Annotated in this window: 24 protein-coding genes, 1 rRNA gene and 1 riboswitch; of the genes, 7 read left to right on the top strand and 18 right to left on the bottom strand. The window is 70.1% G+C overall.

The window, feature by feature from the left end:
* Positions 1 to 77 precede the first annotated feature (77 nt).
* The 3 genes from ABZV42_RS12175 to ABZV42_RS12165 form a co-directional block, all read right to left on the bottom strand.
* A complete protein-coding gene (locus ABZV42_RS12175) occupies positions 78 to 1,064 on the bottom strand; it encodes an EamA family transporter (RefSeq protein ID WP_356051824.1) in 987 nt (328 codons plus the stop codon).
* Positions 1,065 to 1,266: 202 nt separating this feature from the next.
* Entirely contained in the window at positions 1,267 to 2,286 is a 1,020-nt protein-coding gene (locus ABZV42_RS12170; protein WP_356051823.1) for an EamA family transporter, read from the bottom strand.
* 68 nt (positions 2,287 to 2,354) lie between these two features.
* A complete protein-coding gene (locus ABZV42_RS12165; protein ID WP_355976848.1) occupies positions 2,355 to 2,906 on the bottom strand; it encodes a Clp protease N-terminal domain-containing protein in 552 nt (183 codons plus the stop codon).
* Positions 2,907 to 3,214: 308 nt separating this feature from the next.
* Here ABZV42_RS12165 and ABZV42_RS12160 point away from each other — a divergent pair, with 308 nt between their 5' ends.
* Positions 3,215 to 3,643, top strand: a complete 429-nt coding sequence (locus ABZV42_RS12160; protein WP_355976845.1) for an SRPBCC family protein — start codon at positions 3,215 to 3,217, stop codon at positions 3,641 to 3,643.
* A gap of 108 nt (positions 3,644 to 3,751) precedes the next feature.
* On the opposite strand, the gene ABZV42_RS12155 is transcribed toward ABZV42_RS12160, so the two are convergent.
* Positions 3,752 to 4,408, bottom strand: coding sequence for a PadR family transcriptional regulator (locus tag ABZV42_RS12155; RefSeq protein WP_356051822.1), 657 nt, complete (start codon positions 4,406 to 4,408; stop codon positions 3,752 to 3,754).
* 248 nt (positions 4,409 to 4,656) lie between these two features.
* Between ABZV42_RS12155 and ABZV42_RS12150 the strand changes: the two genes are divergently transcribed.
* Together ABZV42_RS12150 and ABZV42_RS12145 are read left to right on the top strand one after the other, a co-directional pair.
* On the top strand, positions 4,657 to 5,085 hold the full coding sequence (locus ABZV42_RS12150) for a DUF6188 family protein (RefSeq protein WP_356051821.1): 429 nt from the start codon (positions 4,657 to 4,659) through the stop codon (positions 5,083 to 5,085).
* Positions 5,086 to 5,231: 146 nt separating this feature from the next.
* The gene (locus tag ABZV42_RS12145; protein ID WP_355976836.1) at positions 5,232 to 6,044 is read left to right on the top strand and encodes a PhzF family phenazine biosynthesis protein; all 813 of its coding nucleotides are present in this window, start codon (positions 5,232 to 5,234) and stop codon (positions 6,042 to 6,044) included.
* 74 nt (positions 6,045 to 6,118) lie between these two features.
* Here ABZV42_RS12145 and ABZV42_RS12140 read toward each other — a convergent pair whose 3' ends face one another.
* The gene (locus tag ABZV42_RS12140; protein WP_355976833.1) at positions 6,119 to 6,919 is read right to left on the bottom strand and encodes a type II CAAX endopeptidase family protein; all 801 of its coding nucleotides are present in this window, start codon (positions 6,917 to 6,919) and stop codon (positions 6,119 to 6,121) included.
* 184 nt (positions 6,920 to 7,103) lie between these two features.
* Between ABZV42_RS12140 and ABZV42_RS12135 the strand changes: the two genes are divergently transcribed.
* A complete protein-coding gene (locus ABZV42_RS12135; protein ID WP_356051820.1) occupies positions 7,104 to 8,873 on the top strand; it encodes a VWA domain-containing protein in 1,770 nt (589 codons plus the stop codon).
* 277 nt (positions 8,874 to 9,150) lie between these two features.
* Here ABZV42_RS12135 and ABZV42_RS12130 read toward each other — a convergent pair whose 3' ends face one another.
* Positions 9,151 to 10,668, bottom strand: a complete 1,518-nt coding sequence (locus tag ABZV42_RS12130) for a glutamate--cysteine ligase (RefSeq protein WP_355976827.1) — start codon at positions 10,666 to 10,668, stop codon at positions 9,151 to 9,153.
* Between the two features lie 542 nt (positions 10,669 to 11,210).
* On the opposite strand from ABZV42_RS12130, the gene ABZV42_RS12125 reads away from it, so the two are divergent.
* Both ABZV42_RS12125 and ABZV42_RS12120 read left to right on the top strand, forming a co-directional pair.
* On the top strand, positions 11,211 to 11,795 hold the full coding sequence (locus tag ABZV42_RS12125; RefSeq protein WP_355976824.1) for a hypothetical protein: 585 nt from the start codon (positions 11,211 to 11,213) through the stop codon (positions 11,793 to 11,795).
* 396 nt (positions 11,796 to 12,191) lie between these two features.
* A complete protein-coding gene (locus ABZV42_RS12120) occupies positions 12,192 to 12,398 on the top strand; it encodes a DUF5999 family protein (protein WP_355977377.1) in 207 nt (68 codons plus the stop codon).
* A gap of 135 nt (positions 12,399 to 12,533) precedes the next feature.
* Here ABZV42_RS12120 and gcvP read toward each other — a convergent pair whose 3' ends face one another.
* Positions 12,534 to 15,419 carry an aminomethyl-transferring glycine dehydrogenase gene (gcvP, locus tag ABZV42_RS12115; protein ID WP_356051819.1) on the bottom strand — a complete coding sequence of 962 codons (2,886 nt, stop codon included), beginning with the start codon at positions 15,417 to 15,419 and terminating at the stop codon, positions 12,534 to 12,536.
* Between the two features lie 182 nt (positions 15,420 to 15,601).
* Positions 15,602 to 15,697: riboswitch (glycine riboswitch) on the bottom strand.
* A 112-nt stretch (positions 15,698 to 15,809) separates the two neighbouring features.
* Between gcvP and ABZV42_RS12110 the strand changes: the two genes are divergently transcribed.
* Positions 15,810 to 16,178 carry a PRC-barrel domain-containing protein gene (locus ABZV42_RS12110; protein ID WP_355976818.1) on the top strand — a complete coding sequence of 123 codons (369 nt, stop codon included), beginning with the start codon at positions 15,810 to 15,812 and terminating at the stop codon, positions 16,176 to 16,178.
* On the opposite strand, the gene ABZV42_RS12105 is transcribed toward ABZV42_RS12110, so the two are convergent.
* The 11 genes from ABZV42_RS12105 to rrf form a co-directional block, all read right to left on the bottom strand.
* Positions 16,103 to 17,605, bottom strand: coding sequence for a DNA polymerase IV (locus tag ABZV42_RS12105; protein ID WP_355976815.1), 1,503 nt, complete (start codon positions 17,603 to 17,605; stop codon positions 16,103 to 16,105). The two genes, ABZV42_RS12110 and ABZV42_RS12105, sit on opposite strands and share 76 nt — an antisense overlap.
* Positions 17,606 to 17,681: 76 nt before the next feature.
* Positions 17,682 to 18,356, bottom strand: a complete 675-nt coding sequence (locus ABZV42_RS12100; protein WP_355976812.1) for a MerR family transcriptional regulator — start codon at positions 18,354 to 18,356, stop codon at positions 17,682 to 17,684.
* Between the two features lie 218 nt (positions 18,357 to 18,574).
* Positions 18,575 to 19,048: a bifunctional nuclease family protein gene (locus tag ABZV42_RS12095; RefSeq protein WP_006123076.1), complete on the bottom strand. Its 474-nt coding sequence runs from the start codon at positions 19,046 to 19,048 to the stop codon at positions 18,575 to 18,577.
* 86 nt (positions 19,049 to 19,134) lie between these two features.
* Positions 19,135 to 19,890, bottom strand: a complete 756-nt coding sequence (locus tag ABZV42_RS12090) for a MerR family transcriptional regulator (RefSeq protein WP_356051818.1) — start codon at positions 19,888 to 19,890, stop codon at positions 19,135 to 19,137.
* A gap of 42 nt (positions 19,891 to 19,932) precedes the next feature.
* A complete protein-coding gene (locus ABZV42_RS12085; RefSeq protein WP_355976806.1) occupies positions 19,933 to 20,889 on the bottom strand; it encodes an FHA domain-containing protein in 957 nt (318 codons plus the stop codon).
* Positions 20,890 to 20,950: 61 nt separating this feature from the next.
* Positions 20,951 to 21,802, bottom strand: coding sequence for a DUF881 domain-containing protein (locus ABZV42_RS12080; protein WP_356051817.1), 852 nt, complete (start codon positions 21,800 to 21,802; stop codon positions 20,951 to 20,953).
* A 5-nt stretch (positions 21,803 to 21,807) separates the two neighbouring features.
* Positions 21,808 to 22,140: a small basic family protein gene (locus ABZV42_RS12075; protein ID WP_003988855.1), complete on the bottom strand. Its 333-nt coding sequence runs from the start codon at positions 22,138 to 22,140 to the stop codon at positions 21,808 to 21,810.
* The gene (locus ABZV42_RS12070) at positions 22,137 to 23,042 is read right to left on the bottom strand and encodes a DUF881 domain-containing protein (RefSeq protein WP_355976800.1); all 906 of its coding nucleotides are present in this window, start codon (positions 23,040 to 23,042) and stop codon (positions 22,137 to 22,139) included. The genes ABZV42_RS12075 and ABZV42_RS12070 overlap by 4 nt, the downstream gene beginning before the upstream one ends.
* Positions 23,043 to 23,140: 98 nt before the next feature.
* Complete coding sequence (locus ABZV42_RS12065; RefSeq protein WP_356051816.1) at positions 23,141 to 25,636, bottom strand: mannose-1-phosphate guanyltransferase; 2,496 nt, start codon at positions 25,634 to 25,636, stop codon at positions 23,141 to 23,143.
* Between the two features lie 116 nt (positions 25,637 to 25,752).
* The gene (locus ABZV42_RS12060) at positions 25,753 to 26,361 is read right to left on the bottom strand and encodes a CDP-alcohol phosphatidyltransferase family protein (protein ID WP_355976794.1); all 609 of its coding nucleotides are present in this window, start codon (positions 26,359 to 26,361) and stop codon (positions 25,753 to 25,755) included.
* Positions 26,362 to 26,533: 172 nt separating this feature from the next.
* Positions 26,534 to 26,628, bottom strand: a 5S ribosomal RNA gene (rrf, locus tag ABZV42_RS12055); the annotation flags it as partial.

Here is a 26,628-nt window from a genome sequence, read left to right as displayed (position 1 = left end):
GCGCACCCGGTGTCCGGAACCAGCACCGGCCCCCGCGAGGACCGGCGCTGTTCCTCACCCGGAGGTCCGCGGGGGTGTCACACGAGGACCGGCTCCTCGGGCGCCGCGAGCCGTTCGGCCCCCGCGGCGCGCGCCTCCGCCACCGCGAGTCCGGCGACCGAGCCGAGCATCAGCAGGGTGCCGGCGACTGTCGCGGCGGTGAGCCGCTCGCCCAGCAGTCCGACGGCGAGCACGGCCGCGCAGACCGGCTCCAGGAGCATGATCACGGACACGGCGGCGGAGCGGACGACGGCTGCGCCCGCGAAGAAGAGCGCGTAGGCCAGCGCCGTGGGTACGGCGGCGATGTACGCCAGCAGGGCCAGCAGATGGGCGGGCTGCGCGGTGCTCGGGATCAGCCCCTCGGCCAGGCCGAACGGCAGCAGGCACAACGTGGTGACGGCGAACGTCCACACCGTCGTGCCCGACCCGTCGACGCGGCCGTCGCGTCCCCACCACCGGGTGAGCAGCGTCATCGCGGAGTAGCCAGCCGCGGAGAGCACCGCGAGCAGGACACCCCAGGGGCGCACGCTGGCACCCCCGCCGCCCAGGACCAGCACGCCGAGCCCGGCCAGCGCCCCGGCGACGGCGGCACCGCCGCCCCGGCCGAGCCGCTCCCCCATGGTCAGCCGGGCGCCGATCGCGATGAGGACGGGCCCCGCGCCGAGGGTGACGACGGTCGCCACCGCGAGGCCGGTCGCCTCGACGGCGGCGAAATAGGCGGTCTGGAAGAGCGCCAGCCCGAGGCCGGTCAGACCGATCCGCAGCGCCTTGGAGCGGAGGGGCTCCCGCACTGCGGGACGGCCCCCGCGCATATCGGGCCGAAGGCGCGGACGACGGCGCAGGCGCACGGCGAGCAGCAGGACGAGTCCGCCCGCGCAGCGCCAGAAGGAAAGGGCGACCGGCCCCATGTCACTGGTCCGGTAGATCAGTGACGCGGCGGCGCCCGCGGTGCCCCAGGCGGCACCGGCGACGATCAGATAGAGCAGGCCTCGCCCGACGGGCAGGCCGACAGCGGTGTTCGACACGTGTTCTCTCCGCAGATCCGCAGAAGTTCGGGAAGGGACCACGTCGCAGCCCGTGCCGCGGGGGCAGGGGCGTGCGGAAAGGTCCTCGGACTCTTCTGCGGGCAGCGCCGTTCCGCCCGGCACGGGGCCGGGCGGTGTTCCGGTATGCCCGCCTCAGGCGGCCGGAGGCGGAAGAACGAGCGTCATAGGCATGATCAGCACCTTAGACGGTCGTTCCGCGGGCCGACAACTCCCTTTCGGCGTCGTTCGTCTCACTCGCGACCGGCTCCCGCGAGGGTTTCGCCGGGGCGGAGGACTGCGCGATGAACGCGCCGAGCAGTACGACGGCGCCGCCGCCGATCTGCGGGGCGGAGAGGTGTTCGCCCAGCAGCACCCACGCCAGGACCGTGGCGATCACCGCCTCGAGACACGCCACCACGCCCGCGACCTGCGGGGAGAGCCTGCGCACGGAGAGGACTCCGGTGACGTAGGCGACGACCGTGGCGACGAGGACGATCCAGCCGAGGAGCAGCGAGGCGGGCACGGACGTCCCGTTCATGTCCGCGCTGCCCCCGAGAACGGACCAGTGCATGGCCCAGGGGCGCGCGACCGCGGTCAGCACGAGGGTGCCGACGAGCAGGCCGTACGCGATCACGCCGAGCGGGTCGGGTGCCTCGTCGCCCGCGTCGCTGCCCTGGTCGGACAGGATGAAGTAGCCGACCTGGCAGCAGGCCGCGCCCAGCGCGAGCAGGAGTCCGACGGCGTCGAAGCCGAGCCCCGACCACACCTCGACCACGCAGGCGAGTCCGCCGGCCGCGAGGACGACCCCGAGAGCGGCGGCACGGGTGACGGGCCGGCGCTGTACGAAGCGCACCCAGCCGAGGACCAGCGCCGGGGCGAGGTACTCGACGAGAAGGGCGACGCCGACGGGGACGCGGGATATCGCGGCGAAGTAGCAGGCCTGGACACCGGCGACGCCGAGAAGTCCGAATCCCGCGAGCAGCGCGGGGCGTCGTCGGACCAGCGCCCGGTGCCTCACGGCGAGTGGCAGCATGACGAGCGCGGCACCGGCGACCCGCAGCCACACCACGTGGAGCGGGTCGAGCCCTGCCTCGATCAACGGCTTGGCCGCCACACCCGATCCGCCGAAGGCGACCGCCGACACGAGCGCCAGGCCGAGACCGACGCGTCTTCCGTGGTTGACCCGACTGCCCTGACTGCCCTGAGACGTGTGCACCGGCACATGATGACAGGCGACGACATGACCGTCACCCCCGAAGACACCTGTCTCAACGGCTGGACCCGGAACCGTCAGCCGCTGTCGCCCGGTCCGGCGCACTGCTCGCGCCCGTTCCCGGCACGCTCGAGCAGCCGCGGGAGGCCGACACCGGCCCGTCCGAGGACCTCGACGGCCCGTGACCGGGGATCGGCGACGAGCGCCACGAGCAGGTCGAGGCCACGGGCGCGCTCGTCGCCCCGCAGCACGGCACGCTCGTACGCCTCCTCCATCGCGGCGGCCGCCGCCGGGGACCAGTTCCGCCCGGTCACCACCGGTCCGGCGTTCGAGCTCTCGACGGCGCTCTGCCAGCGGAGTCCGTAGCCGATGCTGCGCTGCACGAGGTAGCCGAGCAGCCGGGCGAGCTGCGGCCCGCCGTCGAAGGCGGCACGCACCTCGGGGTCGGACTCCAGCAGGGAGTGCAGCAGGTGGGCCGTATCGATCTGCCGGTCCCCGTCGCGCAGCGCCCGCCTGCGCGCGGCGGACACCACCGGGGCCAGCTCCGCGCCGAGTCCGGCCTCGGCACCGGCATGCTTCGGTCCGCTCGCGGCGGACTGCTGAGGAATACGGGGCGGCACAACCTCCACCCCATCAGCCTCGCGGCGCCGGGTCATCCGCGGCGGGCAGCATCTTCGGATCCGACGCAGGGTGGGCATCCCTGTACGGGTTGTCCTCCTTGCGGATGACTTCGCGCCGATTTCCCCCCAGCATCGCGCGCCGCCTTGCCTCGGGCTCGCCGGGCCGCAACTCCCCGGCCCGCCCGCCCCGATGGCCGGCCGGCCCCCTTCCAGAATTTCTGACGGTCCATCAGTATTGAATGTTCCAGGCCCTGGAGTTACGTTCCGCGACACCGTAGCTGCGCCGGGCGCAGCGCCCGACACGAAGGGGTGGTCGCATGGCCGAAGTCAGCGCGGAAGCAAGGATCGAGGCGCCCGCCGAGAAGATCTGGGCCCAGCTGACGGACTGGTCCGCCTACGGGGAGTGGAACGCGACGCACACCGGCTTCCCCAAGGGCGGCCCTGAAAGGCTCGAGGTGGGCGGCACCTTCGCGGAGAACATGAAGCTCATGGGCTTTCCGGCCGAGGTCACCTGGACCATCGAGGAACTGGAGCCCGGCCGCGTTCTGGCCATCCGCGGCAAGGGCCCGATGTCGGTGATCGTCACGACGCGCTACACACTCACCCCCGACGGCGATGCGACCTCGGTGCGCATCGACGGGGAGTTCACGGGCGCGGCCGTCTCGTTGATGGCCGGCAAGCTCAAGGACTCGGCGACGGCCGCCCTCGACGAGTCGCTGCGCAAACTGGCCGGACTGGTGGCCTGAGCCTCGCGCGTCCGCGCGAGGCCCGAAGCGGCGCCCGGCGCTCCGTAGACGGACAGGCGCCCCGCGGAAACACTTCCACGGGGCGCCGGCAGGTACCACAGCACGCCGTCAGTCCTCGTCGGCGAGGATCAGGTACAGCTTCTTGCGGGCTTCGTTGATGACCGCCAGCGCCTTGTCGCGCTGGCCCTTGCTGCCGGTCTTCCAGACCTGACCGAAGGCCTCCATGAGGCCGAAGCCGGCCTGGCGGATCTCGTGCAGCGTCTCCCAGTCGACCCCGCGCCCGGCCTCTTCCCAGGGCGCGTCGGGACCCTCGTCGGCCGCGCTGCGGCCCGGCTCGGTGAGCGAGAACAGCTTCTTGCCGCCCTCGGCCTCACTGATGATCAGGCCCTCGTCCTCCAGCAGCTGAAGAGTCGGGTACACCGAACCCGGGCTGGGCTTCCACGCCCCGCCGCTGCGCTCGGCGATCTCCTGGATCATCTCGTAACCATGCATGGACCGGTCCTTGAGCAGGGCGAGGATCGACGCGCGTACGTCACCGCGCCGCGCCCTCCCCCGCGGTCCGCCCCGGCCGCCGCGCCCGCCCCAGGGGCCCGGGCCGAAGCCCGGTCCGCCGAAGCCGGGGCCGCCGCCGGGACCACCAGGACCGAAGGGCCCGAAAGCCCCACGCAGCCCCTCGAAGCCGCCCCGACCCCGATGGCCGGGTCCGCCGTGGTGTCCAGGTCCGTGTCCGTGCTCGTATCCGAAGTCTTCTCCACGGGAACGCATCGCAATCACTCCATTCCATCGTTGATCGGTCGCGATGCGTCAACGATATATCGGTAGCACTCGCATGACAACCCCCTTCCGCACGAACGCCGCCACGAGTCGCCTTCTCGACGAAGCGAGTTGTTCAGCCCTCCGCCTGAGCGAACCTGGTCGCGCGGTCGAGGACGCCGGGGGGCTACTTCGTCCGCCGCGCGGACGGCTCGGCCGGCGGGCCGGCTCGCGGCTGTCGAATGAGCCAAGGTGCAGGAGTGAGTACTGAGGAGAGTCCCGTCGAACACGAGGACCGGTGGATCCTGAACCTTCGCGGCCTGAGCGTCACCAGGATCAGCGTGGACTTCCGACTCGTGCTGACCCTCGGCTCTCACTGGGAAGTCGCGTTGGAGGCACCCGTCGACCTCTCGCACGGGACAGCGCACGCCAACCCGTCCGTGCTCCTGAACCCGGAATCGCAGGACGTCGCGGCGGCCCTCGCACTCTTCGGAGCGAAGGTCCTGTCGGCGATCGCGTTCAAGTCCGGCACCCTGCGTCTCGTTCTCGACACCGGCCACCACCTGACCTGCTCGTCCGATCCGTCCTTCGAAGCGTGGCAGGTCACGGGCCCAGGAGGATGGCGCTTCGTTTCACTGCCCGGAGGCGACCTCGCCTTCTGGTCCGGCTCAGCAGCGAACGAGTCCTAGCCTCGGCACAACACAACCGCCTTCGCGCCGGGCGGCCGTGGCGCGGGAGGCAGATGGGCACCGCCGTCGCACGCCGCTCCGGTGAGGGGCCAGATCCGCCGGATTGGCCTTGGCCTGTGGTCCGACGGGGCGGCTAGCGTCGGGGCATGCGGATTCGTATCGTCGACGCCTTCACCGACCGCCCCTTCGCCGGCAACCCGGCAGGGGTGCTCCTCCTCGACACCTTCCCCGACGATGCCTGGCTCCAGAACGTGGCCAGGGAGGTCAACCACGCCGAGACGGCGTTCGCCCGCCGTCTTCCGGAGGGGGGCGAGGCCGACTGGGCGCTGCGCTGGTTCACCCCCGCCACCGAGGTCGCCCTGTGCGGACACGCGACACTCGCCGCGGCGCACGTCCTGACCACCACCGGCGCCCACGAGGGACAGGTGCGCTTCGCCACGCGCAGCGGTGTCCTCATCGCCACCCCCGAAGCCGACGGCTCGATCCTGCTGGACTTTCCGACCGCGCCCCTCACCCCGGTCGAGATCCCCGACGGTGTCGCCGAGGCGCTCGGCGCCGAGCCGCTCCGCACCCTCGACACCGGCCCGAACACCGGTGACCTGCTGGTCGAGGTCGCCGACGAGAAGACGGTCCGCGCGCTCACCCCGGACCACAAGGCGCTCGCCCGCCACTCCGAGCGCGGCATCATCGCGACCGCCCGCGCCGAAGACCCCTCCCGGGGCTACGACTTCGTCTCCCGCTGCTTCTTCCCGAACGTCGGCATCGACGAGGACCCGGTCACCGGCAGCGCCCACACCGCTCTGGCCCCGTTCTGGTCGGAGCGCCTCGGCCGCCCCGCCCTCACCGGACTCCAGGCCTCCCCCCGCTCCGGCCTGGTCCGTACCGAGGTACGCGGCGACCGCACCCTGCTCTCGGGCCACGCGGTCACGGTGATCGAGGGCGACCTGCTCGTGCGGTGAGCGCGGAAAGGGGCGTACGAAACGGCCGTACGCCCCTTCGGATCAGCCCGCAGCCCGGTCGCCGCGAGCGCCGCTCATGCCGTCGGGAGCCAGCCCACCTTCCCCGCGAGCAGCGCGTACCCCACGAAGGCGCCGATGTCGAGCAGTGAGTGCGCGACCACGAGCGGCCCGACCCGGCCCCAACGCCGGTACAGATAGACGAAGACCACGCCCATCACCATGTTGCCGACGAACCCGCCGATGCCCTGGTAGAGGTGGTACGAACCGCGCAGCACCGCGCTCGCCATCAGCGCCGTCCCCGGTGTCCAGCCCAACTGCCCGAGCCTGCGCAGCAGATACCCGACGACGATGACCTCCTCCAGCACCGCGTTCTGCACGGCCGAGAGGATCAGCACCGGGAACTTCCACCACACGTCGGGCAATGCCTCGGGCACCACGGTGAGGTTGGCGCCGAACCCGCGCGCCGCCAGGTAGAAGGCGATTCCCGTGCTGCCGATCACCGCCGCGACCAGGGCGCCGCGACCGAGGTCGGGCCAGGGACGCGTGCGGTCGAAGCCGATCACGCGCATCCCCTGGCCCTCGCGCAGCAGGAGATGCGCGACGAGCGCCACCGGCACCAGGGCCGACGCGATGCCGAAGAGCTGCCAGGCCAGGTCGAGCCAGGGCCGGCCCGGCGCCGCCGAGGCGTTGAGGGTGGCCGCCTGGTCCTTGAGACCTCCGGGCTTCGTCACCGATCCGACGAAGCTGATGAGCGCGGACACTCCGCTCGCCCCGAGCGACAGCGCCAGGACGAGCAGCGTCTCGTCCCGGAGAATCCGTCGGGTCAGCCTCTCCCCCGGAAAAGAATCGGCCACCGATCCCGTCTCCACCTGCACTCCCGCCTCCAGTTGGGTATTCCCACCGCATCCCCGTCGTCGCCCCGCTAGGGTCTCGAAAGAAGTTACGAAGATCGTGCGCGACAGGCCGTCGGGGGCGGGCACCGTACGGGGCGTACGTCCCCCTTCGCCTGTTCTACGGCTGTCTCACGGCTCAGGCTCATCTGGGAGGGACCTCACCGTCATGGGACGTCACAGCTTGCCCGACGCGCGACGGGCGGGCTCCGCCGACCCCCGGATCCGCGCCCGCCGCCGCAATACGGCCCTCGCGACGGCACTCGTGCTGACCGTCGTCGGAGGCACCGCTGCCGCGGTCCGCGGGGGCCTCTTCTCCTTCGGGGGCTCCTGCGAGGACGACGTCGTGCACATCGAGGTGGCCGCCTCGCCGGACATCGCTCCCGCGCTCAGGGCCGTCGCGGAGGACGCCCGCGAGAAGAACGTCACCTCCGACGGCCGCTGTCTGGACGTCAGCGTGAGCGCGCGCGAGTCGTACAAGGTCGCCGCGGCACTCGGGGCGGGCAAGAAGTCCGAGGCGCAGGTGTGGGTGCCCGACTCCGACGCCTGGGTGGAGCGAGTCGCCGGCACCAGCGCCGCCACGCAGGTCACCAGCCTCGGCAACGTCGCCTCCTCACCGGTAGGCGTCGCCGTCGTCCCCTCGGCGGCCAAGACGCTGGGCTGGCCCGCGAAGACGTACAGCTGGACCGAGTTGGCCGGACAGAGGATGCGGGCCGGGAAGCTCAGGCTGGGCGCCGTCGATCCCACCCGCAGCTCGACGGGACTGCTCGCGCTGGCCAGGATCAGCGCGGCCACCTCCGGCGTCAAGGACGGTGACGTCCGCGCGGCGGCCATGGCCAAGTCGCTCTCGGAGCGCACGTCCGACAGCGACACCGACCTTCTGGACACCCTGCCCACCGACACCCTGGGCACCGGACGGAGCGGCGCCGACCGCAACCAGGCGCTGATCCTGTCCGAGCAGGCGGCGTTCGCGCACAACAACGCGCAGGACAGCGGTCAGCGTCTCGACCTCTTCTACCCCAAGGACGGCTCGCCGCTGCTCGACTACCCGTACACGCTGGTCGACGAGCCGAGGCTCAGCACCGACGAGGGCCGTGCGGCCCTCCGGTTCATGACCCTGCTCGGAGAGGCGGCGCCCCGGCAGTTCCTGCGGATGTTCGGGTTCCGCACGGACGCGGAGAGCCCCTCGGCCACGCTCGTCGCCGGGGCCGGCGGGAGGTCCCCGCAGCCGTACGCGCGCATCCTGGCCGACTCCGCGTCCAAGGGCGCGGTCCAGGAGGCCCTGGGCATGTGGACGATCACGGTGGAGAGCGCCCGGATCACCACGGTCGTCGACGCCTCCTCCTCCATGGCCCAGCCGGTGCCGGGCGGCGGCCGGTCCCGCATGGACGTCACCAAGGAATCCCTGCTCCAGGCGCTCGCCACCTTCACCGCCGAGGACGAGATCGGGCTCTGGAAGTTCTCCACGAAGCTCGACGGCGACAAGGACTACCGCGTCCTCGTGCCGACCGGACCGCTCGGCAACGGCAAGCAATCCACCAGCCGGCGCGCGAAGCTCTCCGCCGCGTTCAAGTCGCTGGAGCCGGTCCCGCACGGGGAGACCGGTCTGTACGACACCACGCTCGCCGCGTACAAGGCGGCCGTCGCCTCCTACGCGAAGGGCCGGTTCAACGCCCTGGTCGTCCTCACGGACGGGGTCAACCGGGACCCCGGCAGCATCTCCCGGTCCGATCTCGTCTCCGAACTTCAGAAGCTGGCCGACCCGGAGCGCCCGGTGCCGCTGATCGCCATCGCGGTGGGCCCCGACAGCGACCGCAAGGAGGTCGACGAGATCGCCAGGGCGACCGGCGGTTCGGGCCAGCGGGTCAACGAGCCCTCACAGATCCACGCGGCGATGCTCAAGGCGATCACAGCGGCGGGCACGGGCAACCCGTACTGACCCCGGCCGCTCACCCCAGGACCCGCACAGGCCGCGCCGACCGCCCGACCGCTCCGGCAACCTCGCCTCACGGAGGCCTGCCGTACAGGCAGCCCGAGGGGCAGGTGGCCGGCACCTGCCGACCGCCGGGGGACATATTCCGGGTGGCGTCACCGGAGCACTCCGGCAGGAATGCCCAGGCAGGGGTGTCCGGTGATGCCCCTGCGAGAGTGCCCCCGGTGCCACCCCGGCAGGGGCGCCCGGTGACACCCCGGACGCACCCCCACCCCGGCACGCGTCACCCCAGCGGTACCGGCTCGGGCAGCCCCACGGGCCAGGTGTGCACAGGCTCGCCGAGATGCATCAGCTCGCCGTAGCGCCGTGTCGTCGCGGCCAGCGCGGCATCGCGGCCGAGCCCCTTCTCCAGGGCCCGGTGGAACGTGGCCGCCTGCCAGGTCGCGCCGTTGACGCGCAACCTGCACCGGTCCTCGATCACGCCGAGGTAGAGGTCACGGTCGGCGGGCTCGACACCCCACGCGTCCAGACCCGCGGCCGCGAGCGGCAGCAGCTCGTCGCGCACCAGGTTCGCCGCGTCCACCTGCGTGGTCCCGCCGTAGCGGCCGCGCCGCGGCCACTCCAGGCGAGCGTCGATGCCGTGCCGGCAGGCCGCGTCGAAGTTGGCGGCGGCCGCCTCGAAGGACATCCGGGTCCACACCGGACGCTGTTCCTCGGCGAGCGCGCGGACCAGGCCGTAGTAGAAGGCCGCGTTGGCGATGACGTCGGTGACGGTCGGGCCGGCGGGCAGCACCCGGTTCTCGACGCGCAGATGCGGGACGCCGTCGGCGATGCCGTACACGGGCCGGTTCCAGCGGTACACGGTGCCGTTGTGCAGCACCAGTTCGGCGAGTCTGGGCACGCCCCCCGCGTCGAGGACACCGAGCGGGTCCTCCTCGTCGCAGATGGGCAGCAGGGGCGGGAAGAACCGCAGGTTCTCCTCGAAGAGGTCGTACGCCGAGGTGATCCACCGTTCGCCGAACCAGGTACGCGGCCGGACTCCCTGCGCCTGAAGCTCCGGCGGCCGGGTGTCGGTGGACTGCTGGAAGAGCGGGGGCCTCGACTCCCGCCACAGCTCGTGCCCGAACAGGAAGGGCGAGTTGGCCCCGATCGCGACCTGCGGAGCCGCGACGGCCTGCGCCGCGTTCCACACGTCCGCGAACCGTCCAGGAGTGACCTGGAGATGCAACTGCACCGAGGTGCAGGCGGCTTCGGGCGCGATGGACGCCGAGCGGCACACCAGACGCTCCACACCGTCGATGTCGAGGACGAAATCCTCTCCGCGCGCGGCCACTATCTGGTCGTTGAGCAGCATGTAACGGTCGACGTCCGACAGGTTGGAGGACACCAGATCGTCCTGGCCGAGCGTCGGCAGAATACCGATCATGACGATTCCGGCGTCGACCTCACTGGCTTTCCGGTGGGCATAGGCGAGCGAGGTGCGGATCTCCTCGGCGAGCCGGTCGAATACCCGTCCGCCCAACCGGTGTGGGGCTATGTTGACTTCCAGGTTGAACATGGCGAGTTCTGTTTGGAAGTCGCGGCTCGCAATCCTTTCCAGTACTTGTCCGTTCATCATTCTTGGCATGCCGTCGGGACCTGCGAGATTCAATTCGATCTCCAGGCCCATCAGGTTCTTCGGACGGTCGAACCGCTTCTCCTCCAGCAGTCGCTCCAGCCCCGTCAGGCACTGTCGGAGCTTGTCGCGATGGCGCTGCCGATCGGACAGGCCGAACGTCCCTGCCACGACCTTCTCCCCCATCGAAGTGTCCCTCCTCGGATGGGCAGGCCGACGTTTCGGCCCTGGCGTCCCGGGTCACGGGGGATGATGCCCAGGCAACACGATCCATAACGTCCCGCGCGCGCTCTTCGACCGCTAGTCTGGACATCGGCCCCGGGCACATTCACGAGGCATGGAGCATTCAGCAAGTTTACCGCCCGAAATGATCTCGTGAAAAACACCGACGAGAATCGGCCGACCGCACGGGCGAAGCATTCCGAGGTCACGGCGATTCGATCGCGCAGAACCGGGATGATTCCCGCATTTCGCCGACCGGATATCGACTTGTTCTGCGTATTCGGTGCGACTAGACGAAACAACGCCTGAACACGCGTCGTATAAACTCCGCTACCGAGGCAGAGAGTTGGCACTCGCGGTCCTAGTGCCGTCGTCACGGTGACGACGGCAGGCGACACCCTGTCGGCAGATCCAGACCCCTCGCCCCACCTCTGACCCGAGAGCTGACAGCGCCGTCCGCCCCCGCCCTCGCGCCACTGTGCCTGTCGAATGAGAGGCGACCCACCATGCCGCTGCACGTACCCCCGGCTCCCGCGCCCGCCCTGCGCACGGTTCTCACGGCACTCGGTTCCCCCACCGCTGTCCGCGAAGCCCGCACCCCGTCCCTACGCCTGGCACAGGGACCCGTCACCCCTGAACTCCCCCTGCCCGTCCACGTCCTGGACCGCATCACTCCCGCGGGCGCCTCCGCCACCCGGCTCGCCGGGTGGCGTTTCCTGATCCACAGCGGCGACCGCGCGGTGGCCGCCGCCGACACCATGCTGACCCCGGACGGCTGGGCCTTCTCCCGCTTCTTCGAGGGCCCCTACATCACCGCGACCGAGCTCGCCCTGCGGCAGGCCGAGACCATGCAACAGCCCTACCAGGCACGCCTGCTGTCCGTGCCCGAGCTGTACATGCTGACGCTCTGGCTGCACGGCGACTGCACCGCGGACGGCGCCACCGGCCATCCGGCCGCCGACGACCTGCTGGTCCCACTCGCACCCGCCCCGCCCGGCATCGCCGCGCACCGGCCGTACCTCGTCACCGAACTGCTGCCGGTCCTCACCCACCGAGTCACCCCGGCACCACTCCTCAGTTCGCCGGCCTGAGTCCCCGCACCTCGCGTCCGTGCCCCGCAGCCGTGCCCCTCAGGGGTAAACCAGGCTGCGGGGCACGGCGCTCTCAGCAACCCGGAGCGCCGCTCGCTCGTTAGGGCTTCCAACCGCTCGTACGAGGGAAAACGCGCTCCGCGCCCGACCGGACTAGCCCGATCCGGCCACCTCGAACCACCCGAAAGGACGGCGCAGTTGGGGTGAACCCTCCGCACGGGTGATGCGTCATCAACCTGTGAGAAGCGGTGCCCTCAAATCCCTGCGGATCGGCGCCCGTGGGGCAACACTGGGTTCCAGACCACACATCAACGGGGGGCGGCGATGAGTACCTCGAGCCGCAACACGGACACCACAGCCATCACTCACATCTCGACCCAGCGAAAGATCCCATCCATGTGCCAGCACCAGCCACCGTGTCCCGCAGCCGAATCAGCCGACCGGGAGTCCGCCCGCCATGTGGCGCATCACCCGGAGCAGGGATGGAGCCTGCTGTGCAACGGCGTTCTGCTCTTCGAGGACACCGGTGAGCTCCTGCCTGACGGCCAGATCATCGCCCCGCACCGCCCACTGGGCAGCGCGCCGGTGATGACGGCCGCCTGAGCCGCACGACCCGGGCGGCCGTGAAAGGCCGCCCAGACACACGAGGGGCCGGCCCGGAGACGTACTCTCCGAACCGGCCCCGACGCATGTCCGAGGGTGATCACTCCCCGTAGGCGTCCGCGTGCCGAGCGCCGATCAGTCCTCGTAGGCGTCCAGCGGCGGGCAGGAGCAGACGAGGTTCCGGTCGCCGTACGCCTGGTCGATGCGGCGCACCGGCGGCCAGTACTTGTCGGCGGCCGAGACACCGGCCGGGAAGACGGCCTCCTCGCGGCTGTACGGGTGCTCCCAGTCCCCGCCGAGCGCGGCGGCCGTGTGCGGCGCACCGCTCAGCGGGTTGTCGTCCACGGCCCACTCGCCGCTGCCGACCTTCTCGATCTCCGCACGGATCGCGATCATCGCGTCGCAGAACCGGTCGATCTCGCCCAGGTCCTCGGACTCGGTGGGCTCGATCATCAGGGTGCCTGCCACCGGGAACGACATCGTCGGCGCGTGGAAGCCGTAGTCGATCAGGCGCTTGGCGATGTCGTCGACGCTCACGCCGGTCGCCTTGGTGAGCGGGCGCAGGTCGATGATGCACTCGTGCGCGACCAGACCGGCCGGGCCGGTGTAGAGCACCGGGTAGTGCGGCTCCAGCCTCTTGGCGATGTAGTTGGCGGAGAGCACGGCCACCTGCGTGGCGCGCTTGAGGCCCTCGCCGCCCATCAGCCGGACGTACGACCAGGAGATGGGCAGGATGCCCGCCGAGCCCCAGGGAGCGGCCGAGATCGGGCCGACACCGGTCTCGGGACCGGCCTCCGGCTGGAGCGGGTGGTTCGGCAGGTACGGCGCCAGGTGCGCGCGCACACCGACCGGACCGACGCCGGGGCCGCCGCCGCCGTGCGGGATGCAGAAGGTCTTGTGCAGGTTCAGGTGCGAGACGTCGCCGCCGAAGTGGCCCGGCTTGGCGAGGCCGACCAGGGCGTTGAGGTTCGCGCCGTCCACGTAGACCTGGCCGCCGGCCTCGTGCACCTGGGTGCAGATGTCGGCGACGTGCTCCTCGAACACACCGTGCGTGGAGGGGTACGTGATCATCAGCACCGACAGCTCGTCGCGGTACTGCTCGATCTTGGCGCGCAGGTCCTCGACGTCGATCTCGCCGTCGTCGGCGGTCTTGACGACGACGACCTTCATGCCGGCCATCACGGCGCTGGCGGCATTGGTGCCGTGCGCCGAGGACGGGATGAGGCAGATGGTGCGCTGCTCGTCACCGTTGGCGCGGTGGTAGCCGCGGACGGCCAGCAGACCGGCCAGCTCGCCCTGCGAGCCGGCGTTGGGCTGGAGCGACACCTTGTCGTAGCCGGTGACCTCGGCGAGCTGGTCCTCCAGCTCGTGGATGAGCGTCAGGTAGCCCCGCGCCTGGTCGGCGGGCACGAACGGGTGCAGCTGCCCGAACTCGGGCCAGGTGACCGGCTCCATCTCCGTGGTCGCGTTGAGCTTCATGGTGCAGGAGCCCAGCGGGATCATGCCGCGGTCGAGCGCGTAGTCGCGGTCGGAGAGCTTGCGCAGGTAGCGCAGCATCGCGGTCTCGGAGCGGTGCTCGTGGAACACGGGGTGCGTCAGGTACGCGTCGGTGCGCAGCAGCGTGGCCGGCAGCGTGTCCTCGGTGCTCGCGTCGAGCGACTCGATGTCGCCCTCGACACCGAACGCGTTCCACACGGCGGCCAGCTGCTCGCGCGTGGTCGTCTCGTCGCACGAGATCGATACCTGGTCGGCGTCGACGGGATGGAGGTTGACGCCGTTCTCGCGAGCGGCGGCCACGGTCTCGGCGGCACGGCCAGGGACGCGCACGGTGAGCGTGTCGAAGTACGCGCCGTGGACGACCTCGACACCGCCGGCGATGAGCCCGGCGGCCAGGACCGTGGCGTAGCGGTGGGTACGCCGTGCGATGGTCCGCAGGCCGTCGGGGCCGTGGTAAACGGCGTACATGCCGGCCATGACGGCGAGCAGCACCTGAGCGGTACAGATGTTGCTCGTCGCCTTCTCGCGGCGGATGTGCTGCTCACGCGTCTGAAGGGCGAGGCGGTACGCCTTGTGCCCGTCCGCGTCCACGGACACGCCGACGAGGCGGCCGGGGAGGCTGCGCGCGAACTTCTCGCGGACCGCCATGTAACCGGCGTGCGGACCGCCGAAGCCCATCGGCACGCCGAAGCGCTGCGTGGTGCCGATGGCGATGTCCGCGCCGAGCTCGCCGGGCGAGGTCAGCAGGGTCAGGGCGAGCAGATCGGCGGCGACGGTGACGACCGCGCCCAGCTCGTGCGCCTGCTCGACGACCGGCTTGATGTGGCGTACGGCACCTGAGGCGCCCGGGTACTGGATGAGCACGCCGTTGATCTCGCGCCCGGCGAGGTCGGCCGGGATGCCGTCGCCGAGGTCGGCGACGACGATCTCGACGCCGGTCGGCTCGGCACGTGTCTCGATGACGGCGATGGTCTGCGGCAGCGCGTCCGCGTCGACCAGGAAGAGGCCCTTCTTGTTCTTGCCCATGCGGCGGGACAGCGCCATGGCCTCGGCGGCGGCGGTGCCCTCGTCGAGGAGGGACGCGCCGGAGGTCGGCAGCCCGGTCAGCTCGGCGACGACTGTCTGGAAGTTCAGCAGCGCCTCGAGGCGGCCCTGCGAGATCTCCGGCTGGTACGGCGTGTACGCGGTGTACCAGGCCGGGTTCTCCATGACGTTGCGCAGGATCACCGGCGGCGTGAACGTGCCGTAGTAACCGAGGCCGATCATCGAGCCGAGCACCTGGTTGCGGTCCGCGAGGGAGCGGAGCTCGGCCAGGACCTCGGCCTCGGTACGCGCGGCCGGCAGCTTCAGGGCCTCGGCGTTCTTGATCACATCCGGCACCGCGGCGGCGGTCAGCTCGTCGAGCGAGCCGTAGCCGACCTGCGCGAGCATCTTGGCCCGTGCTTCGGAGTCGGGTCCGATGTGGCGCTGCTCGAAGGGGATTCCCTGTTCGAGCTCGGAGAGCGGAATGCGAGGGGCGGTCATGGCGGAGGCCTCCTGGTCTGACGCGACCTTCGAGGGGCACCCCGGCACGGGTACCCCGACGGCCTCCCCCTCTGTCATCTCAACCTGAGAGTTTCACCGGACGGTCCTGCGGACGATCCGGCTTTCACCGTCGGTGAGGGCGGTGGCCATGGATCGGCACCCGCCCTGCTTTCCAGAGTGACCTCGTCCGTGCGGTACGTGAGCCTGAGAGATTCTGGGGAGGATTTGCTCCTTCGGCGCCTCCGGTGAAATCCGGAGGACTCTCCCGCACGGGATCAGCAGCCGCTTGCCAGCGTACCAGCGGCGGCCGGAGGACAGCTCGAGTGGCCGCCTTCACAGATGTGCTCTTTTGTAGTACTTACGGATGAGTTTGCGACCACTGGAGGGACCGTGCAGACCGACATCGATCCGCGCAACCTGATCGGCCGCAAGGCGTTCGACAGCAACGGCACCAAGATCGGCACGATCGACGAGGTCTACCTCGACGACGCGACCGGCGTCCCGGAATGGGCGGCCATACGCACCGGGCTGTTCAGCAGGGACGCCTTCGTACCCCTGGAGCCCAGCGAGATCATCGAGGGGACCCTGCGCATCCCCTTCGACCGGGCCCTGATCAAGGACGCCCCCGACTTCGGTGTCGGGCGCCACCTCTCACCCGAACAGGAGCTCCAGCTCTACCACCACTACGGCCTCGACGTGGCGTCGCCTCCGCCGCCGGACCGGGACTTCGGCCGGCTCGCGGGCTCGGAGGACGCCTGAGCCCCCGGGCCGGGGCCGCGCGTCCCGGCTTGCGACACCGACGGCCCGGGGCCTGCCGGCAGCCCGTCGGCGACCTCGGGTCTTCGCTCCACCAGGGGCAGCGGCTCGGCCGGCTCCAGCCGCGGATCGTCCGTCCTGAAGGTCCGCACCCGCCCGGGTCCCGAGTAGGGCGTCTCGAACCGCACGGTGACCCGGCCCAGGCCGCTCCCCTGCACCCAGCCGTGCCCGAACTCGGCATGCCGCACGTCGTGTCCGGAGGGCCAGCGCCGCTCCACGGGCGCCGTCTCCCCGGCCGCGGTGTGCTCCTCGGCCGGTTCGTCCGCGGTGTGCTCCTCGGCCGGCGGCTCGGCCACGGCCGCGGCCTGGGCGAACAGGTCCTCCTGCGTGTAGTCGGCGAGCCCTGAGACGCCGACTCCCAGCAGACGGACGCCACCGGTCGTGTCCACGCCCTCCAGCAGCCGGGCGGCGGCCTCCCGCACGACGCCGGGATCGTCCGTGGGCCCGCGCAGCGTCTCGGACCGGGTCAGGGTCGAGAAGTCGTACCTGCGCACCTTCAGCACGATCGTCCGCCCCGACAGCCCGGCCCCGCGCAGCCGCCCCACACACCGGTCCGCCAGCCGCTGCACCTCCAGCTCAACCCGGACCCGGTCGTGGATGTCCACGTCGTAGGTGTCCTCGACCGACACCGACTTGGTCTCCCGCTCCGCCACCACGGACCGCTCGTCGCGGGCCAGCGCCATCGCGAACAGCCCGTGTCCATGAGCCTTCCCCAGCAGCCGTACGAGCTCGTCCTCGCCCGCCTCGGCGAGGTCCTCGACGGTCGTGATGCCGGCCCTGCGCAGATGGTCGCCGGTGGCCGGCCCGACGCCCGGCAGCGTCCGCACCGTCATCGGCCCCAGCAGCGCCCGCTCGGTGCCGGGCTCGATCAGGACGAGGCCGTCGGGCTTGGCCTGCTCCGAGGCGATCTTCGCCAGCATCTTGGAGGCGGCGAGCCCCACCGACCCCGTGAGTCCCGTGACGGCCCGGATGTCCGCGCGCAGCTTGGCACCGGCCAGCCGGGCGGAGGCCTCGTCCCAGGCCGTCCCGCCCGCCTCCAGGTCCACGAAGGCCTCGTCCAGGCTCAGCGGCTCGACCAGCGGCGACAGGCCCCGCAGGAGCCCCATCACCTGCTCGCTGACCTCGCGGTAGAGCCCGAAACGCGGCACGAGGTAGGCGGCGTTCGGTGCGCGCCTGCGCGCCTGCGCCATGGGCATCGCGGAGTTCACCCCGAAGACGCGTGCCTCGTACGAGGCGGTGGCGACGACTCCACGGGGCCCGAGCCCGCCCACGACGACGGCCTTGCCGCGCAGGCTCGGCTTGGACGCCTGCTCCGCCGAGGCGAAGAAGGCATCCATGTCGAGATGCAGGATCGTGGGCGCGGTTCTCACATCTCCGATGCTGCCCTACGCCACTGACAATGCCCCGGCATCCCGGGGCATCGCGTCATCTGATGCGGCTCACAGCTCACACCGCACGGTTGCGGCGGCGCGCCAGCTCGTCGGCGGGATGGTGCGCGAGAAGCGTCTCACCAGTGTCCACGCGCTCTCCGTGCAACTGGGACAGGGCGCCCTCGACGTCCCGCCACACCACGCCCACGGCGATGCCGAAGATGCCCTGGCCGCCCTGGAGCAAGGCGTGGACCTCGTCCGGGGAGGTGCACTCGTAGACCGTGGCGCCGTCGCTCATCAGGGTCATGCGCTCCAGGTCCTGGAAGCCGCGCTCCCTCAGGTGCTGGACCGTGGTGCGGATGTTCTGAAGCGACACCCCGGTGTCGAGGAACCGCTTGACGATCTTCAGGACCACCACGTCCCGGAAGCTGTAGAGGCGCTGCGTCCCCGACCCGTAGGCGGGACGCACGCTGGGCTCGACCAGTCCGGTCCGTGCCCAGTAGTCCAGCTGCCGGTAGGTGATGCCCGCGGCGGCGCACGCCGTGGGCCCTCGGTAGCCGACCTCCTCGGGAACCGTCCCTCCCTCGTCCGGCACTGCCGCCGCGCGCACCGGAACATGCCCGGCCGCACCGCCCTGATGAGGGCGCCCCCCGCTCGAGCCGAGCCGAGAGCTTGGGGGAGGGTACGGGCCGCTCTCCCCCGAACCGCGTCCGGGAGCACCCCCAGCCGTACCGTCGCCGCTGCTTCTCACGCCGACCTCCGTCCTTGACCTGCCTTCTCGACGGTAGGCAGTCACCCGGGGCGCGTCAACGATCGCCACACTCGGCACGCCGAGTGATAATCACCCTAAGAGTGGTTTCCCGTGCCCTACCGCGGGGAAAGGCTAGCCGAATGCTCTCGGCACGGGCCGCGCCACACCACACTCGCCGCAGGCAAATGCCGCCCGAAGAGACCCTCCGCCCGGAAGTCTCACTGGCTGTTGGTGCCGAAGTCCTCGGGTGAGATCTGGTCGAGGAACTCGCGGAACTTCTCCACCTCGTCCTCCTGCTCGTCGGGGATCGCGATTCCCGCGTCGTCGAGCACCCCGTCACTGCCGTAGATCGGCGTTCCGGTGCGCAGCGCGAGCGCTATGGCGTCGGACGGCCTGGCACTCACCTCGACCCCGCTGGCGAAGACGAGCTCGGCGTAGAACACACCCTCACGCAGGTCGGTGATACGTACTTCCGTGAGCTCCTGGCCGACGGCCTCCAGCACGTCCTTGAACAGGTCGTGGGTCAGCGGTCGTGCGGGGGCCATGCCCTGCTGGGCGAAGGCGATCGCCGTCGCCTCCCCCGGTCCGATCCAGATGGGGAGGTAGCGGTCGCCTCCCACTTCACGCAGAAGCACGATCGGTTGGTTGGAGGGCATTTCGACCCGGACACCTACGACATCGAGCTCGTTCACACAGCAACCCTAGGCCGTGCCCGGGACGTTTGGGTAGTCGGGCACAGAACGGGTGGACGATCCGGGGCCCACGCCGGGGGCACGCGTCAGCGCAACCGCACACCCAGCGCGGTCTGCACGAGCGCCGCGTGCAGCTTCACCGTGAGGCCCGCGAGCTCCTTCGTACGGGCCTCGGCGTGCGCCCGGGTCTGCGGATTGCGGTGGCGCCGCAGCGGGGCGACCACCTGGTCCACCAGCCCCGCGTCACGCTCCGCGGCGGCCTTCATGGCCCGCAGATGGCGCGGCTCGATCCCGAAGCGGCCCAGCTCGACGACGAGCGCGGCGACGGTCACCGCCTCAGCGTCGTAGACACCGTCGGTCAGCGGGCCGATGAGTCCGTACGACTCCCACTCCTGGAGCTGCTGCTCACCGATCTCGGCGGCGGCCAGCAGCTCCTCGCGGCCCACCCGGGCCACCGTGGACCCCTCGGGATCGCCGTAGAGCTCGCCCGGTGGGTCTGCCTCGCCCGCGTCGCGCTGACGGCCCACGGACGGCAGACGCACCTGCTCACCGCGCGCCAGGGCGTCCAGATGCTCACGGATCACCTTCAACGGAAGGTAGTGGTCACGCTGCATCCTCAGGATGTGACCGAGGCGCGCGACGTCGTCCGCGCTGAACTTGCGATACCCCGAAGGGGTCCGCCTCGGCTCGACGAGCCCCTCCGACTCCAGGAACCTGATCTTGGAGATGGTGACTTCGGGGAACTCGTCGCGCAGCAGACTCAGCACCGCGCCGATGCTCATCAGCCCACTGTCCGCGGCGGCGGTACCGCTTCCGGCACCGCCGCTCGGTGTTTGAAGCATGGACATTCCCTCGATGTCCCCCCGGACGGAGTTGGGGGAGGATCAGATGCCCCGCTGGCTCGCGTAGAACACCAGCCGGTACTTGCCGATCTGCACCTCGTCACCGTTCGACAGCGGGACCTGGTCGATCCGCTCCCGGTTGACGTACGTGCCGTTCAGGCTGCCGACGTCGGCGACCGTGAACGAACCGTCGGCCACGCGACGGAACTCCACGTGCCGGCGCGACACCGTCACGTCGTCGAGGAAGATGTCGCTCTGCGGGTGACGGCCGGCCGTGGTCAGCTCGCCGTCCAGGAGGAAGCGGCTGCCCGAATTGGGGCCGCGGCGCACCACCAGGAGCGCGGAACCGACCGGCAGCGCGTCGACGGCCGCCTGCGCCTCCGGGGAGAGCGTCGGCGAAGGCGTCTGGCCCGTCACCTCGGCGTCGTAGGCCTCGATACCGGAGATGGAGATCGTGGACGTCGTCTCGGACGGACGCTCCGGGCCGCCCCGCAGCGGCGCACCGCAGTTGGAGCAGAACCGGCTGTTCTCCCCGTTACGGTTCCCGCACCTCGTACACACCTGGGCCGACATGGACGGATCCTCCTGCCGCGGCTGCCCACCAGGGGCATGGGACGCATACGGATCGGAGGCGAACCCTCCACCCGCGCTCGAGGCTGACGGTTCCCCGAAACCTATGCGTCCGGGCTGGCCAGGGTCAACAGACGACGCGCCCTGACCACCGGGACCGCCTACCTGGTCCCGGAACAGCGGGCGGTCGCCGCCCTGGGCCTCCGCGTCTCCCTGGCGCGGTGCGCGATGGCGGGCAGTCGCGTTCTCGCCACTGTCCTCTCGCGTGCTCTTGCCGAACAACTTCGCAAACAACTTCACGGGCGATTCCCCTTGACCGAAACAGACCCGCCCGTGGGGCAGGACGAACCCTGATTGAACACACCGGTCGACCCGGACATCCTCACAACGTCCGTATCCACCAGACAGTTTCCACCACGCACCACCCATTCGGTGCGCCGACCCCCCGCAACCTCCTGCCCTCGCCCGACGGCCCCCATCCGACCGCCGTTCACCGGGAGGACGACCGAGCGTAGTCAGGCCGCTTCGCCGGTCGCAAGGCATCTACGACGATCTTCGTGGAGCGCTCCACCGTGACGGTGGCCTGCTCCTTCTCCAGTGTCTGCACCACGCCTCCCGGAATGTTCAGCGCCGGCTCCAGGTCCTGCGGCTTGCCGATGACCTTGAAACGATAGGGCTGGGTGATCTTGTTCCCGTCGACCTTCACCCCGCTTCCGGAGTCGGACAGGTAGGTACCGGCGACCACGCGCACGCCGTTCACCTGGATCGCCTCCGCACCGGCGGCACGCAGCTCCTGGACGGCGTCGAGCAGCATGTCCGCCTTGACCGTCCCCTTCGCGTCGTCGATCGTCAAAGTGATGCCGGGGCCCTGTGCGGCCACGGTGCCCGCCAGAATGCCGAGTTGCTTCTCCTTCTCGACCGTCTGCTTGCGGGCCTCCTCGGCCTGGTTCGAGCTGTTCTCCAGCTCGGTGCGCTGATCCTCGAGACCCTGCTTCTCGTCCTCAAGACGCTGAGTCCGGCTGTCGAGTTCATCGAGAATGCGGACGAGATCTTCCTGACGTGCGCCGCGCAGCGCGCTGTCGCCGTCGCTGTTGGACGCCACCTGGACGGCCAGACCGAAACCGAGGCCGAACAGCAGCACGGCGACGATGAGTTGGGCACGCGACAGCCGCGGCGGCCACAACCCCTTGACCAGCCGCCGACGGCCGGAGAGCGAGGGCACGCCCTCCTCCTCGGCCGGCTGCGGCTCGGGCTCCTCCGCGACCGCGGGAACCTCTTCCGGCAGCTCTCTGCGCAGCGGGTTCTCGGGAGTCTCGTCCTCGTTCTCGTTCTGGTTGCTCATCGGCCTCACGCCCGGAACACGTGCCGGCGGATGGCCGCGGCGTTGGAGAAGATCCGGATGCCGAGGACGACCACGACACCCGTGGACAGCTGGGCACCCACGCCCAACTTGTCACCGAGGAAAACGATCAGCGCGGCGACGACCACGTTCGACAGGAACGAGACCACGAAGACCTTGTCGTCGAAGATGCCGTCGAGCATCGCGCGCAGACCGCCGAACACGGCGTCGAGCGCCGCCACGACGGCGATCGGAAGGTAAGGCTCGACGACCGCCGGAACCTCGGGCCGGACCAACAGTCCAGCCACGACTCCCACGACGAGGCCCAGTACGGCGATCACGGTGTGCCCTTCTCTGTGCTCGGCTCTGCTGTACGTACGATCACGCTCGGTGCGGCGGACAACCGGACGTCCCCCTCGGTGGAAATGCTGGTCCTGATGCCGTAGTTCTCCTGCAACGCATGCAGATACAGCCCGTCGGCGCTGTTCTGGAACCTGGTGCTGAGCCTCTGGCCGTCCCCCACCGCGAGCACCGTGTACGGCGGCACCAGCGGCTTGTTGTCGACCAGTATCGCGTCACCCGCGGCCCTGATGGCCGACAGGGCGGTCAGCCGCTGGCCGTTGACGGAGACGGCCTCGGCACCCGACTCCCACAGGCCGTTGACCACCCGTTGCATGTCACGGTCCCGCACCCGCCCGGTGTCGGAGAAGCCCGAGGTCTCGCGCGGGTTGGTGCCGTCTCCGCCCGTGCTGGCTTCCTTGGCGTCGTTGACGACGAGCCGCACACCCGGTCCGTGCACATCGGTGGCACCGGACAGGATGCTCACGAGGTCGGCCTGCTCACCGCCGCCCTTCTTCAGCGCGGCGCGCTGGCGGGCGCTCACATCGGCGCGCAGGGTGTCGACGCCGCTCTCCAGCTTGTCAGCGGCCGTCGTCTCGCGTTCGATGCGGTCGATGAGTTCCTGGTGCTCCTTGGCGACGACGGGGGCCGCCAGCCGGGCGTTCGCCGCCCCCACGGTGACCACGAGCGCGGCGAGCACCAGACCCGCGGCGAGAGCCGCCTTGGCCCGGAGCGTCTTCGGCATACCACCGGTGCCCTCGGCCCCCTTGCGGGCCGCCGCTTCGGCGTATCCCTCGTCGAGGCTGTGGTCCATGACGTTGGTGAGCAGCGACATGGAGGCGTCCGGGCGCGAGGGGCGCGGAGCGCTGCTCCGAACGGGGGGCTGCTGCGGCATGCCGCACATCGTCGCACGTCGCGGGTACTACCTCCGAATGGCCCCACCAACGTGCCGGACAGGCCCCCTGAAGGGCACTTGTCCGACACGTACGGGTGAAGATCGTTTCAGCGGCCGGCGCTGTCCACGACGGCGGCCCACTCATCGAGCAGAGCCTCCGCGGAGGTGTCGTCCGGGCCCTCGGCCCACAGATGGGTGACGGCCTCCGCGGGGTCCGGCAGCACCATCACCCAGCGTCCGTCCGTCTCCACGACACGGACACCGTCGGTCGTGTCCACGAAACGGTCTCCCGCCTCCTCCACGACCCGGCGCATCACCAGACCCTTCACGGCCCACGGAGTCGCAAGGTCCCGCTTGAGGACATGCGCCCGCGGAATCCGGGCGTCGATCTGGCTGAGTGTGAGCTGTGTCCGCGCCACCAGACCGATGAGCCGTACGAACGCGGCCGCGCCGTCGAAGACACCGCTGAACTCGGGAATGATGAATCCGCCGCGCGCGTCACCGCCGAAGATCGTCGACTCTTCGCGGCCGACCCGGGTCAGGTCGTCCGGCGACGTGGTCGTCCACTCCACCTGCGTGCCGTGGTACGCGGCCACCTGTTCGGCGATCCTCGTGGTCGTGACGGGCAGCGCCACCCGCCCGCTTCGGCGCTCGGCGGCCACCAGGTCGAGCATCACGAGCAGGGCCCGGTCGTCCTCGACGATCCGGCCCTTCTCGTCGACGAGCGAGAGCCGCTCGCCCACCGGGTCGAAGCGCACTCCGAACGCGGCCCGCGCGGAGGCGACGATCTCGCCCAGCCGCACCAGCCCGGCCCGCCGGGTCTCCACCGTCTCGGTCGGCCTGGACTCGTCGAGACCGGGATTGATCACCAGGGAGTCCACACCGAGCTTGCCCAACAGACTGGGCAGCACCAGTCCGGCACTGCCGTTGGAGGCGTCGACGACCACCTTCAGCCCGGAATCCGCGATCCCGGTGGTGTCGACATTGCGCAGCAGTGATCCCGTGTACGAGTCGAAGACACTCGCGGGGAAGTGCAGGTCGCCGATCTCACCGGGGAACGCGCGCCGGTACTCCTGTCGCGCGAAGACCCGGTCCAGTTTCCGCTGGCCGCCCTGCGACAGGTCGGCGCCCGCTCCGTCGAAGAACATGATGTCGACGGAGTCGGGCACTCCCGGTGTCGTCCGGATCATGATTCCGCCCGCGCTTCCCCGGGCCGTCTGCTGCCGGGCCACGGGCAGGGGTACGTTCTCCAGGTCGCGTACGTCGATGGCGCTGGCCTGCAACGCCGAGATCACCGCCCGCTTCAGCGCGCGGGCGCCTCGGGAGTGGTCGCGGGCCGTGGTGACGGTGGAACCCTTCTTGAGGGTCGTCGCGTAGGCACCCGCCAGGCGAACGGCCAGCTCCGGGGTGATCTCCACGTTCAGGATCCCGGACACGCCACGAGCGCCGAAGAGATGGGCCTGGCCGCGCGACTCCCAGATCACCGAGGTGTTGACGAAGGCGCCGGCCTCGATCGTCTTGAACGGATAGACGCGGACGTTGCCCTGAATGATCGATTCTTCACCGACGAGGCACTCGTCGCCGATCACGGCGCCGTCCTCGATACGGGCGGCCCGCATGATGTCGGTGTTCTTTCCGACCACGCAGCCGCGCAGATTGCTGTGCTGCCCGACGTACACGTTGTCGTGCACGACGGCCCGGTGGAGGAAGGCTCCGCTCTTCACGACGACGTTGGAGCCGACGACGGTGTGCTCGCGGATCTCGGCGTTCGCCTCGACCTTGGCGTAGTCACCGATGTACAGCGGCCCGCGCAGCACGGCGTCGGGGTGGACCTCCGCGCCCTCGGCCACCCAGACGCCCGGAGACAGCTCGAACCCGTCGAGTTCGACGTCGACCTTGCCCTCAAGGACGTCGGCCTGAGCCTTCACATAGCTCTCGTGGGTGCCGACGTCCTCCCAGTAGCCCTCGGCGATATAGCCGTAGACCGGCTTGCCTTCCTTCATCAGCTGGGGGAAGACGTCTCCGGACCAGTCGACGGAGGTATCGGCCTCGACGTAGTCGAAGACCTCCGGCTCCATGACGTAGATGCCCGTGTTGACGGTGTCCGAGAAGACCTGGCCCCAGGTCGGCTTCTCCAGGAAGCGTTCGACCTTGCCTTCCTCGTCCACGATGGTGATGCCGAATTCCAGCGGATTGGGGACGCGCGTCAGACAGACGGTGACGAGGGCGCCCTTTTCCTTGTGGAAGTTGATGAGTTCGGTGAGATCGAAGTCGGTAAGAGCGTCACCGGAGATGACGAGGAAGGTATCGTCCTTCAACGCCTCCTCGGCGTTCTTGACGCTGCCGGCGGTACCGAGTGGCTTCTCCTCATTGGCATAGGTGAGCTCCATGCCGAGCTCTTCGCCGTCACCGAAGTAGTTCTTGACCAGTGAGGCCAGGAACTGGACAGTGACGACGGTTTCGTTGAGCCCATGCCTTTTGAGCAGCCTGAGTACGTGCTCCATGATCGGGCGGTTCGCCACGGGCAGGAGCGGCTTGGGCATGCTCGAGGTCATTGGGCGAAGGCGTGTGCCTTCGCCTCCGGCCATCACGACGGCCTTCATGTCGGAAGCGTCCTCCTTGAAGAGACGACGGTACAGCCGACTTCACCCGTCCTGATTGTCCCGCAGTTTTCGAGCGGGGGCCATCGGGGCTCTCGAGCCGCCCAATCGGGCTGAGCTCATTCGGCCATGGTGTCCGCTCGGATCAACCGGCGGACCTGTACCACGTAGAGGACTCCTGCCCACCAGTACAGCGTTGTACCCCATCCGGCGAACGCCCATCCGAAAATGGCGCCGACTGTCGCGATCCAGCCGCTGGCGTCACTGAGCAGCAGCAACGGGAAGGCGTACATCAGGTTGAAGGTGGCCGCCTTCCCGAGGAAGTTCACCTGCGGGGGCGGATAGCCGTGGCGCCGGAGGATCCACACCATCACCAGCAGAACCAGCTCGCGTGCGAGAAGTGCGGCCGTGAGCCAGATCGGCAGAATCTCGCGCCAGGTGAGTCCGACGAGCGTCGACAGGATGTAGAGCCTGTCGGCCGCGGGATCCAGCAGCCGGCCGAGGCTGCTGATCTGGTTCCAGCGCCTGGCGAGCTTGCCGTCCAGATAGTCGCTGATGCCGCTCAGCATGAGGACGAGCAGCGCCCAACCGTCGCTGTTGGGACCACCGAACTCCGGCCTGAGGATCAACCACAGGAAGATGGGTACGCCGGCGAGGCGCGCCATGCTGAGGATGTTCGGGATGGTGAGGACCCGGTTCGTCTGAACGCGGGTCTCCTGGACCTCCACCCGGGGGCCTCCTGTGGGAAACGAGCCAACGATGCCCCCTGACCTTACCCGCAGCCCCGGCGCGACAGCGCAGAGGGGAGGCAGGAGCGGGGACGTCAGCGGGAAATCCTTCCGGAAAACAAAAAAGCTCCGGCTCCCGGGAAAATTCCCAGGAGCCGGAGCTCTAATAATAGTTCGGCGGCGTCCTACTCTCCCACAGGGTCCCCCCTGCAGTACCATCGGCGCTGTGAGGCTTAGCTTCCGGGTTCGGAATGTAACCGGGCGTTT

This window comes from Streptomyces sp. NPDC005281, from assembly GCF_040607495.1.
Taxonomy (GTDB): Bacteria; Actinomycetota; Actinomycetes; order Streptomycetales; family Streptomycetaceae; genus Streptomyces.
This window is presented reverse-complemented; position numbering and strand designations above follow the sequence as displayed.